Here is an 11,336-nt window from a genome sequence, read left to right as displayed (position 1 = left end):
CTAGATTCCGTAAGCCTCGGTTTTTGCAATTAGAATGTTCAATGTCCTCTTTTTTATAAGTTATTTTTAAGCTTTAATATTAGGTTTTGAGGATGTTTAAATATGCTTTCAATGCCAAAAAAATTGGTTGTTCTTGTATTAGGTATGCACCGTAGTGGAACCAGCACCATCACCAGAGGGCTTTCAGCGCTTGGTGTGGACCTGGGTGATAACTTGATGAGTCCCATAAAAGGGAACAACGAAAAAGGTTTTTTTGAAGACGTAGATATTAATAGCTTGAATGTTGAAATTTTGAACTCAATTGGACACGAGTGGCACAGTCTCAGGCCTATATCAGATTTTGATCTTAAGGGCTTGTGCCAGAATGAATATTTTGTAAAGAAAGCCAAAGCTGTTTTAGATGTGAAGCTTTCCGATAAGAACTCCTTCGGTATCAAGGATCCAAGGATCTCGAAACTTGTTCCATTTTGGTTGATGGTATTGAACGACCTGGGGCTGGATGTCAAAGTATTGGTTGCTTGTCGAAGCCCAATCAGCGTTGCTGAATCGTTACAGAAAAGAAATGGCTTTCCTTATATCAAAAGTTTTTACATGTGGATGGATCATAATTTTAATAGCTTGCATTTTACAAGGGGGGTGCCCCGACTAGTCGTAGACTACGACAGGCTGATTGATGATCCTCGCACTCAACTCATGAGAATTGCTGATTATCTCGCGCCGGGCCAAGCGTTGAATGAAGCTTCTGTATCAGAGTATATTTCTACGTTTCTAGATGATAATTTACGTCATACGAAACATACAACTCAGGAAAGTGAGAGCATCCATAGCGTTCCGGTGGAAGTCAGGGAGTTACATCTGCTGATGAATAAGATGGCCGCTGATCCCGCAGGCTGCCCCGCAGGCGACCTAGCGGAGAGTCAGCTAGAAGCGTTATCAGCCAAACAATTATCAAATAATCACCTTTTGACGTTGTATGATTATGCGCAAGACTCCCAGCGAGCAGAAAACGCGGTAATTACTGAGAAAATTCAAACCTTTGAGGGTAAACTCTCTGTTCTCACTGAAGAAAGAGACACGCTTTATCGCCGGCTTGAAGAGGTGGGTGCTGCCTTCAGCAACTCTCGAGCGGAGTTTGAAAGAACTATTCATGCTTCTGCTCACACCCAAGCCTATCTAGTTAATGAGCTGCAACAGGTCTCTCAGAAGCTCGAGCTAGCTGAAGCTAATTTGGCAAAAATTCAAAACACCAGAATATATAAATACTTAGTCCGTTGCATGTGATACGAGGGGTCGTTATGTCCAAGAAAGAAAACGTATTCGTTACTCAGCCATTTCTGCCTCCCCTTGAAGAGTTTGTTCCTTACTTGGAGAAAATCTGGGAAAGCAAGTGGCTCACCAACGGAGGACCTTTTCACCAAGAGCTGGAAGCCAAGTTGGCTGAGTATCTGGGTGTCGAGCATTTGGCATTATTCAGTAACGGTACTATTGCTCTTATTTCTGCTTTGCAAGCGCTTCGAATTACTGGTGAAGTTATTACAACACCATTCTCTTTCGTTGCGACTGCGCATTCCTTGCTGTGGAATAACATAAAGCCGGTGTTCGCGGATATTTGCCCTGATACATTTAATATTTCGCCTCGGAGTATTGAGGCGGCTATCACGCCGCAAACTACCGCTATTATGCCTGTGCATTGCTATGGCACTCCGTGCGAAGTTGAAGAGATTCAGCGGATCGCTGATAACTACGGTTTAAAAGTTATTTACGATGCTGCACATGCGTTTGGTGTTCAACACCGGGGACAGAGCGTTCTTAATTTTGGCGATCTTTCAGTTCTAAGCTTTCATGCGACTAAAGTGTTTAATACATTCGAAGGTGGTGCAATTATTTGCCCTGACGCTAAAACCAAAAAGCGCATTGATTATTTGAAGAATTTTGGTTTTTCTGATGAGGTTACAGTTGTCGCTCCTGGTATTAATGGCAAAATGAATGAGGTTCAAGCTGCCTTTGGCTTGTTGCAATTGAAACATGTTGATCAACTCATCAGTCGCCGTGGTGAAATTGATCAACGTTATCGCGACGGTCTGAACGAAGTGCAAGGCGTGTCTTGCCTACCGCTCAATGTCGATTTTAAGTTTAACTATTCTTACTTTCCAATTCGTGTGGGCCGTGATTACGCGCTGTCTCGCGATGGCTTGTACGAGGCGTTGAAGAAGGCCGGTATATTCTCTCGGCGTTATTTCTATCCGCTAATCAGCGATATGCCCATGTACCGTGGGCTTAGTAGCGCCGCGGCGTCTAATCTTCCAGTCGCTAGTTTGGCCTCGCAACAGGTTTTGTGCTTGCCTATATACCCTGACCTAACAAATGATCAGGTTGATGCTGTCATTGATCTCATAAAGTTTGCGGCGGTTATTTAATTTATGAATCTCGTTATAATGCAGCCATATTTTATGGCGTATTGTGGTTATTGGCAGCTTTTAAATGCGGCGGATAAGTTTGTTGTTTATGATGATGTTAATTATATAAAGCAGGGGTGGATTAATAGGAATAGACTTCTTGTTAATAATAAGCCCTGCTTCATAACCCTTCCTCTAACGGATGCGTCACCTTTTAAAAAAATCAACAACATTGAGCTGGTCAATGCGAATTGGCGAGAAAAGATTCTTAAAACTATAAAAAATACGTATGCGAAGTCACGCTATTTTCATGAGGTCTACCCCACGCTTGAGTCGATTGTCATCTATTCAAGTAATAATCTAGCCGACTATGTTACAAACAGTATTGTTGAAATGGCCAAATTGCTTGAGATAGACACTCAGATAGTACGTAGTAGTAGTGTATACATGAATGACGCGTTGTCTGCTCAGGAGCGTGTGCTCGATATCTGTAAAAAAGAGTCGGCGAGTGTGTATATAAATGCAGCCGGCGGCCGTGCGCTCTACTCGTTCGAAGATTTTTCTAAGGCGGGGATTGAGCTGAAATTTATTTCATGCGCTGTGGTTGAATATAAACAGAGTGGAGACGAGTTTACGCCCTACCTCTCGATCATTGATCAACTGATGTCGATGGGGGGCGAAGCGGTGAAATCCAGTTTGGATAACTACTCTTTGGAGCGTTCGTAATGGAAAGAGGACTAGTACCGATTGGGGGGTACTTTGAGTTGGAGTTGCCCCGTCAGTGCTCGCTGCCGCATAGCAGCCCTTATTCTTATTACTATCAGTCGGCAAGGGCGGCTTTCCGCGCTCTGATCAGTGCAGCAAATCCTGCACGTGTCTTGTTGCCGGCGTACATTTGTGAGTCAATGATATCCAGTGTCGTCGATCACGGAGTTGCATTGGAGTTTTACGATCAGTCTGACTTTCTTGCAATCGAAGCGTTTGAACCGTCTGCTGGCGATATAGTAGTTGTCGTTAACTATTTTGGGTTGTACGATCATGAAATTGATCAACTTTTGAATCGCTTGGATAGAAGCCAAGTGGTCGTTGACAACTCGCAAGCTTTTTTTTCAAAGCCGTTCGATTGCCTAGGCACACTTTACTCCCCGCGGAAATTTATCGGGGTGCCGGACGGAGGAATTCTGCATACGCGGTTGGCGATAACGCCTGAAGTGCTGACAGAGCAAAATGATATAGACTCTTTGAACCGTAGCCTTTACCTGACCAAACGCTTAGCGTTGGGTGCGGAAGCTGGCTACGCTGACTATCAATCGGCTGAGCGTACCTTAGAATGCACAAAGCCGCAGTCAATGTCGAATTTGACTAAGCAGATATTGTCGTCTGTCGATCTGGATGCGATTGCAACGCGACGTAGAATAAATTATTCATTCTTCGCTGAAAACATAGCCAGGTTAAATAAAAAACACATTCCGCTTTCGAGTGATGCTGTTCCTCTCTGTTATCCATTTACAACTGACAATAAAATTATAAGAAACGAGCTGATCAAGGAAAAGGTTTTTCTTGCTACCTACTGGCCAGATGTTCGTTCGAGAGTTTCTGTTGATTCTGTTGAGATGAGCTTTGTTGAAAATACACTTCCTATACCTATTGATCAACGTAATTCTCTAGAGTTGTTGGAGAGAGTTGTAAGTTTACTTAATAAATTTTCCTAATTTTTTCGGACGCTCTTATGAAGATAAATGTACTTATATTTCCTGCGGGAGAAGTAAACTCCGTAGAGCTACATAATGCACTATCGACTTGTGTTAATATTAAGGTTTTTGGTGCTTCGTCGGTGGAGCGACATGGCTCTTATGTATTCAAAAATTATATCGGCGGATTGCCAAGAATTTTAGAGTCTGAGTTTTTTGAAGCATTCAATGCGTTACTGGATGACAATAAAATAGACGTTGTTTTTCCAACGCATGACTCAATAGCAGAATTCTTCTCGCTTAATCAAGCCCGCATTAAGTCTAAAGTGATTGTAGCTGCAGCGGATACATCGAGAGTGTGCCGCGATAAGTTTCTCACTTATGAGCATTTCAGGGAAGACAGTTTTTGCCCTGCTATCTATAGGTCGCTGGATGAGATTCCAGCGTACCCAGTATTTATAAAGCCTAGTCAGGGACAGGGCTCCGTCGGCGCGGCACCTTGCTTGAGCGCGAGCGACATGGAAGGTGTGGATTTTTCCACTTATGTGGTGAGTGAGTTGCTGCCAGGTGAAGAACTGACAGTGGACTGTATCACTGACCGTCATGGAGAACTGAAGCTTGCAGCACCTCGAAGCCGACAGAGGGTTATGGCTGGCATTAGCGTTGCCAGTGAGACGCAGGTGTTAACCGAAGAAATTAGGCAAATCGCTCACACGATTAATGCCAGACTGAAATTTTTAGGGCTCTGGTTTTTTCAGATTAAAAAAGATGCGAGTGGCAAGTACAAACTTCTTGAGGTGGCCACTCGTTGCGCGGGTACAATGTGCCTCACACGTGCGAAGGGCGCTAATTTGGCATTGTTGAGCGTGTATGCGGTATTAGGTAAGGATATCGATGTTGTCGTCAATGATCAAATGTTGACCGTGGATCGTACGCTGATTAATCGATATAAGCTGGACTATATATATGACACGGTATATTACGACTTTGACGATACCGTGACATTGAATGGGAAGGTGAATCTGGCGGCGATTCGTTATTTATATCAGTGCTTTAATCAGAATATTACAGTGATTCTTATTACTAAGCATGAAAAAAATATTCACGAAACGCTTGATTTTTATGGCATTCATGAAAAGCTTTTTTCGAAAATAATACATCTGAAGCCTTACGAAAATAAGATTGATCATATTATTCCGGAGCGGGCGATTTTTATTGATAATTCGTTTGCTGAAAGAAAGGCTGTTGCACAGAAGTATAAAATTCCGGTTTTTGACGTAGACGCAATCGAAGTGCTCTTGGACTGGCGTTTGTAATCACTCTGTTTTTAGGCAAGAAATAAATGAAAAGAATCTGTCTCTTTGCTGGATACAACGCCACAGGCATCATTCAGCCCTACGTTATCGACTATCTCAAGGAGTTGAGTCTTTACTGTGACGTTTATTATATGGCCGACGGAGTTCTCCAGGACGGGGAGCTTAAAAAGCTTGATGCGACGTGCAAAGGCTCATGGTTGTTAAATCATGGGAAGTATGATTTTGGTTCTTATTCAGAGCTGGCAAAGTCAAAGGTTGGCTGGGCCACTATTTCTAAATACGATGAGTTGATTTTTGCAAATGACTCCTGTTTTTGCGTAAACGACTTTTCATCTGTTTTTAATAAAATGCAACATACCGACGCCGATGCGTGGGGGCTTTTGGCTACAGACGAAAACAATAAAGGTTACTTCTATACTCTTGCCGAATACTTAAAAATTCCGATCAAGATGGTTCCTCTTTTTTGTGTGGGCTCTTATTTCCTTGCCTTTAGAAAAAATGTAATTTCCGATCCTGACTTTGTTGAGTTTGTGAATTCAGTAGGGAAGGAGGACGATAGATATGATGTCTGTATTAAGTATGAAATGGGTCTCACAAAGTTCTTACAAAAGAAAGATATCAAGATTTCTGCGTATATTGGCGTGGTTTATCGTAATGTTACGATATATGATGAGCAAGCCTTTCGTCTCTTGAAGAAAGGTTTTCCTTTGATAAAAGTCAGGATTTTTAAAGACAACCCTTTGTCTATACAAAACTTGCACGACTGGCCGGGATATATCGCTCACCATACTAAAAGCCCCAAGATATATGAGTACCTAAAGGCTATTGGCTTTGGCGAGGCGCCGATAACCAATACACAGATTTCTCAGCAGTTGGCCACAAAAAATCACTCTGTTGAAGCGTGGTTGCCGCCTATTTTCAGATTGAACTGGAAAGAGTTGGCACGTTTGCTTGTGCCTCCAAAGCTTTTGGCCAAGGCTCGGCAAATGCTTGATAAATCGAAGAATAGAACGCCTCTTCCGACGATTATTGAGGTTGAAAAACCGGCCGTTGAAAAGTTTGTAAATAGTGATGCTTCAGCTGGCTTGGCGTTGCTAGATGGCTATAAGGATAGTGATAGTTTTATTATATATTTTAACGTCGCCAGGGATGTGATTGGTGGAGGTATGCTTTCCATCAATCGTTTTGCTAAGCACACCGCTGATGTTATAAGCGCGCAAGACTATAAGCTTTTGGTGTCGGGACTGCCATTGGAGAATTCGGTGGTTGAATATTCGATGTTTGAGCCCTCACTGCCTATGGTTCACTTTGCAACTATTGCGGAAACTCTATCGCCCAAGCGTTTGATTATTCATATTCCTGAGTTTTATACCCAGTCTTTTATCATGGGTATAACGCCGCTTCAGCGTAGATGGCTTAAGACAATACCTGAGCTGCAGATTAATATCATGAACCAGAATCATGATTTTTTCCCAGACCGGTACTATATCGAATGCTGTCGTGAACTCACAGATGATGTGACCATTACCGCTGCACACGTTCGGTATGCCACTCAAGAGTTGGCCTCGAGTTTTGATTGCCCTGTGTCGTTGCTGACGCCGTTTCTTCCGGAGTTCTACCGCGTCCCATTCGTTGATAAGAAAAATATCATTGCAATCTCCCCTGATAACGAAGTGCCTCTGGGGGGAGTGACTAAGGATGAGATTCTGGCCATGCTCAAAACGCAGTTGCCTGATTATGAGTTCGTCCTTATACAAAATATGACTCTTGAAGAGTATAAGCTTTTAATATCGAAGGCTCGATTTAGCATCACCTTTGGAGAGGGCTATGATGGGTATTACCTTGAGCCGTTCTTGAGTGATTCGATCGCATTTGCGGTATATAATCAGACTTTCTTTCCAAAAGATTTTGAAGGGGCTCCCACCATTTATTCTTCGTGGCAGTCTCTTTATGAGTGCGTTGTTTCTGATATTAGAAGGCTGGAGAAGGACGGTGTCGCTTATGCGGCAGCATCGAAAGAAACTGAGCGGTTGATCAAAACGTATACAAATGACACTCTCTCGATGGATAACCTACAAGACTTTTACAGTCGTAACTTCAGTTTCATGCCTGAGATTTACCAGGATGATCCTTTGTTCAGTAAAGGGAGCAACGTCGTTCCCTCCGTTCATCTGAATAGCTGCAACGTTTAGCGCTGGATCGGCTGGTGGCTCATTTGAGCTGCCAATTGCGGATTTTGGTTGTCCACTCACCTGCCGGGCTGCTTGGTCTCAGTCGGCGATGTAAGCGCTCCATAAACCCTACCTTGAATTCGGTGAGATTTAGGGAGCGCCTACGATGTTTTGAACACGGTCACACCGATTACTTACTGATATCCAACAGACGCTTAATCGCCACTTCGATATCGGTATGTGCTGTATTTATTTCAATAAGCGCATTGACGGGCGCTTCATAAGGACTACCCACACCAGAAAGATTAGGCAATTGACCAGCCCTGGCCTTTTTATACAGCCCCTTCACATCCCGCTCTTCACACACTTCAAGTGATGTACTCACATACACCTCAATAAACCGATCCTCGCCAATCAGTTCCTTCGCCATTTGCCGCTCTCTCTCAAACGGCGAAATAAAAGCCGTCAAGACAATAAGCCCTGCATCCATCATCAGTTTGGCCACTTCGGCAATACGTCGGATGTTTTCCACGCGATCCGCGTCAGTAAAGCCCAGGTCTCTGTTCAGGCCTTGGCGCACGTTATCGCCGTCCAGAATATAGGTGCGATGGCCTCTGGCATGCAGCTCCAGTTCCAGCGCATTGGCCAGTGTCGACTTGCCCGACCCGGACAGCCCTGTAAACCAGATAACTTTGCCTGTGTGGCCATTGAGCTTTTCGCGGTCTTCCCGTGTAATCGAGAGCGCCTGCCGGTGTACGTTTTGCGCACGGCGCAGGCTGTGATTGATCAGCCCTGCGGCGACGGTGGCGTGGGTAACGCGATCGACCAGGATGAAGCTTCCCAGTGTTTTCGACTGTTGATAGCTATCGAATACCAAGGGCTTGCTGGTAGCGAGGGTGCAGACGCTGATGTCGTTCAGCGAAAGGTGTTTGCTGGCGTCATGGGCAAGGGTGTTGGTGTCGATGCGATATTTAATGTTGGTGATTGAAGCCGACGCCCATTGTGTCGCCAGTTTGATGTCATAGCTGCGCCCGTTCAGCCCGGCGTCTTCGTTCATCCAGATCAGCACTGCTTCAAACTGGTCGGTGACTTCCAGCGGGTTATGGCTCAGGGAAAGTATGTCGCCGCGCGAGACGTCGATTTCTTTGCTCAGTTTAAGGGTAATGGCATCTGCGTCAGTGGCGGTCTGCGTCGAGCCGTTCATGCCGATAATGTCGGTGATCGTCGCGGTCTGGCCAGAAAGGCTGGCGCGCACCTCGTCACCGACACTGACCTGTCCTTCGGCCACATAGCCGCTGAACCCTCGGAACGATGCGTCCGGTCGATTGACCCATTGCACCGGGAATACCAAGCGTTCGGACTCGGACGAAGGAATTTCTAGTGTTTCAAGGCAACCCATCAAGGTCGGGCCGTTGTACCAAGGTGTGTGGGTGGAGCGTTGGGCGATGTTGTCACCCTTGAGCGCGCTGAGTGGGATCGGGATTATTTTCTCGAAACCCAGGCTTTGCGAAAATTCACGGAATTCGTCGGTAATTTGGCGAAAAACCGTCTCGTCGAAGTCGATCAAGTCCATTTTGTTCACGGCTAAGACGACCTGGCGAATGCCCATCAGTGATACCAAGTAGGCATGTCGGCGAGTTTGCGTCATCACGCCCTGACGGGCATCGATCAGAATCACCGCGACATCGGCGGTTGATGCACCAGTCACCATATTGCGCGTGTACTGTTCATGGCCGGGAGTGTCGGCCACGATAAATTTCCGTTTGGTGGTGGAGAAGAAGCGGTAGGCCACATCAATGGTAATGCCTTGCTCACGTTCCGCGGACAGGCCATCGACGAGGAGCGCAAAGTCGAGGTCCTTGCCCTGGGTACCATGTTTTTTCGAGTCGGTTTGCAGGGCCGTCAACTGGTCGTCAGTCAGTTGTTGGGCATCCCACAGCAAGCGCCCGATCAGCGTGCTTTTGCCGTCGTCCACGCTGCCGCAGGTGATGAAGCGCAACAGATCCTGGTCACTCTGTCGCGCGAGATAGGCTTCGATAGTTTGATCAGTGCTGTGTGTGAGTGATTTGAGTGCCATCAGAAATAGCCCTCCTTTTTCTTTTTTTCCATGCTGGAAGCGCAGTCGTTGTCAATTGCTCGACCTTCGCGCTCCGAGCGGGTGGACCCGAGTAGTTCCAGTATTACATCGGCGGCGGTGAGAGCGTTCGATTCCACCGCGCCGGTGAGTGGGTAGCAGCCCAGCGTGCGGAAGCGGACGTTGCGCGTTTCAATCTTTTCGTCTGGCAGCAACTTCATGCGTGAGTCATTCACCATGAGTGCCACTCCGTTACGGATGACGACAGGCCTTTGTTTTGCAAAATACAGAGGAACCAATGGGATGTTTTCCTGGTGGATATATTGCCAGATGTCGAGTTCTGTCCAGTTGGACAACGGAAATACGCGAATGCTCTCGCCAGGATTTTTATGGGTGTTGTATAGGTTCCACACCTCGGGGCGCTGGTTTTTTGGATCCCATTGATGGGTTTGGCTGCGGAACGAAAAAATGCGCTCCTTGGCGCGGGATTTCTCTTCGTCGCGGCGGGCGCCACCAAAGACCAGGTCAAACTTGTACTTGTCCAGTGCTTGCTTCAGGCCTTCGGTCTTGGTCAGATCGGTGTGCAGCGCAGAACCATGGTCGAAGGGGTTGATGTTCTTGTTGATCGCTTCGGGGTTGATGTGTACGAGCAGGTCCATGCCGCTCTCACGTGCCATGAAGTCGCGGAACATATACATTTCCTGAAACTTCCAGCGCGTGTCGACATGCAGCAGCGGGAAGGGCGGCAGTGAGGGATAAAAAGCTTTGCGGGCGAGATGAAGCATGACGGCACTGTCTTTGCCCATGGAATAAAGCATGGCCGGGTTGTCGGACTCGGCCACGGCTTCGCGGATGATTTGCACACTTTCGGATTCAAGCCGTTTGAGATGAGGGGCAAGGGATTTTGCAGGGGAGTGCAGCGCGCTAAGTGTGCTTTCTTCCAACACAGGCGCATAACTTAACAGCCCAAACTCTACGTTGTCCGGCGCGCAGGTCTGCCTGCAAATAGCGGTGAGGCGCCCGCAGGGAAAGATGACGATGAACTTGGCGATGTGTGCCTGCAGGCGTTGCAGGGCGTTGGACAGTGCCTGAGTATCTAGCTGTACGGTTCCGAGTGGCATCCAGTAGCGTGCCCCTCGGGCGTCGTTGGCGTGCAAAAAGTCTTGCCCGTCAGCCGTGCGGAACAGTTGCGTAAACACCACCAACCTGCGCTTGGCGCGAGCCCGCTCTATATCCCAGGTCAGGACAGAGTGGGTCGGTGGGCGTCCCAGTTCATCCTTCAGGTTATGCGCCGTCAGCTCGTCGGGCAACAAGCCCAGCTCGTGCAGTCGTCGTTCGGCTGTGCGCTTGGTGTCCGCTTGTTCGAGTGCTTGAAGGTGTTGGTAGGCTGAATGCGTATCCCATACAACGGGGGCATCCAAGCCGAAAAAGTCTGGGTTAGGCATTGTGACCTTTGTCGCATTTCGCGAGTTAATCTATTGAGTTGCGTAAATTACAGTATTTTTTCTGTTTTTGTGATCGTATTTTTTATTTATTGCAAATAGCGACGGGCGGCGGGGGCAGTCAATCGATAGTGGGTTGGCGTTTATCTTGGCCAAAACATTGCGTTCCCACGCGGACGCACCTTCGCGTTGTTGGCGCTTTACGCTGTCGGCTGACACAAGGGGCGTTGGTGCGGGCGGAAGCTC

8 protein-coding genes are annotated in these 11,336 nt (G+C 46.8%); 6 read left to right on the top strand and 2 right to left on the bottom strand.

All coding sequences use genetic code 11. From position 1 onward, the window contains the following. The first annotated feature begins 102 nt into the window (after positions 1 to 102). The 6 genes from U5A08_RS21715 to U5A08_RS21690 are packed head-to-tail and all read left to right on the top strand — an operon-like array spanning position 103 to position 7,595. Positions 103 to 1,281: a sulfotransferase family protein gene (locus U5A08_RS21715; RefSeq protein ID WP_321848538.1), complete on the top strand. Its 1,179-nt coding sequence runs from the start codon at positions 103 to 105 to the stop codon at positions 1,279 to 1,281. A gap of 14 nt (positions 1,282 to 1,295) precedes the next feature. Further along, complete coding sequence (locus tag U5A08_RS21710; protein WP_321848537.1) at positions 1,296 to 2,417, top strand: DegT/DnrJ/EryC1/StrS family aminotransferase; 1,122 nt, start codon at positions 1,296 to 1,298, stop codon at positions 2,415 to 2,417. Between the two features lie 3 nt (positions 2,418 to 2,420). Continuing rightward, entirely contained in the window at positions 2,421 to 3,122 is a 702-nt protein-coding gene (locus U5A08_RS21705; RefSeq protein WP_321848536.1) for a WbqC family protein, read from the top strand. Beyond that, positions 3,122 to 4,108, top strand: a complete 987-nt coding sequence (locus U5A08_RS21700) for a hypothetical protein (RefSeq protein ID WP_321848535.1) — start codon at positions 3,122 to 3,124, stop codon at positions 4,106 to 4,108. The genes U5A08_RS21705 and U5A08_RS21700 overlap by 1 nt, the downstream gene beginning before the upstream one ends. 17 nt (positions 4,109 to 4,125) lie before the next feature. Continuing rightward, positions 4,126 to 5,403 (top strand): ATP-grasp domain-containing protein, encoded by a 1,278-nt coding sequence (locus U5A08_RS21695; RefSeq protein ID WP_321848533.1) that lies wholly within the window; start codon positions 4,126 to 4,128, stop codon positions 5,401 to 5,403. A 26-nt stretch (positions 5,404 to 5,429) separates the two neighbouring features. Then, positions 5,430 to 7,595 carry a rhamnan synthesis F family protein gene (locus U5A08_RS21690; protein ID WP_321848531.1) on the top strand — a complete coding sequence of 722 codons (2,166 nt, stop codon included), beginning with the start codon at positions 5,430 to 5,432 and terminating at the stop codon, positions 7,593 to 7,595. Positions 7,596 to 7,764: 169 nt separating this feature from the next. Here U5A08_RS21690 and cysN read toward each other — a convergent pair whose 3' ends face one another. Together cysN and cysD are read right to left on the bottom strand one after the other, a co-directional pair. Further along, positions 7,765 to 9,651: a sulfate adenylyltransferase subunit CysN gene (gene cysN / locus U5A08_RS21685; protein WP_321848529.1), complete on the bottom strand. Its 1,887-nt coding sequence runs from the start codon at positions 9,649 to 9,651 to the stop codon at positions 7,765 to 7,767. Beyond that, positions 9,651 to 10,769, bottom strand: a complete 1,119-nt coding sequence (gene cysD / locus U5A08_RS21680; RefSeq protein WP_321852267.1) for a sulfate adenylyltransferase subunit CysD — start codon at positions 10,767 to 10,769, stop codon at positions 9,651 to 9,653. Before cysD ends, cysN begins: the two co-directional genes overlap by 1 nt. Between the last annotated feature and the right edge of the window lie 567 nt (positions 10,770 to 11,336).

This window comes from Pseudomonas paraveronii (assembly GCF_963681955.1).
GTDB lineage: Bacteria > Pseudomonadota > Gammaproteobacteria > Pseudomonadales > Pseudomonadaceae > Aquipseudomonas > Aquipseudomonas paraveronii.
The sequence above is the reverse complement of the archived record's forward strand: the minus strand, read 5'-3'. Positions and strand labels throughout refer to the sequence as shown.

Coding starts and splice junctions, on each gene's coding strand:
- U5A08_RS21700 (WP_321848535.1), top strand. CDS start 3,122: ATGGAAAGAGGACTAGTACCGATTGGGGGGTACTTTGAGTTGGAGTTG.
- U5A08_RS21695 (WP_321848533.1), top strand. CDS start 4,126: ATGAAGATAAATGTACTTATATTTCCTGCGGGAGAAGTAAACTCCGTA.
- cysD (WP_321852267.1), bottom strand. CDS start 10,769: ATGCCACTCGGAACCGTACAGCTAGATACTCAGGCACTGTCCAACGCC.
- U5A08_RS21690 (WP_321848531.1), top strand. CDS start 5,430: ATGAAAAGAATCTGTCTCTTTGCTGGATACAACGCCACAGGCATCATT.
- U5A08_RS21710 (WP_321848537.1), top strand. CDS start 1,296: ATGTCCAAGAAAGAAAACGTATTCGTTACTCAGCCATTTCTGCCTCCC.
- U5A08_RS21715 (WP_321848538.1), top strand. CDS start 103: ATGCTTTCAATGCCAAAAAAATTGGTTGTTCTTGTATTAGGTATGCAC.
- cysN (WP_321848529.1), bottom strand. CDS start 9,651: ATGGCACTCAAATCACTCACACACAGCACTGATCAAACTATCGAAGCC.
- U5A08_RS21705 (WP_321848536.1), top strand. CDS start 2,421: ATGAATCTCGTTATAATGCAGCCATATTTTATGGCGTATTGTGGTTAT.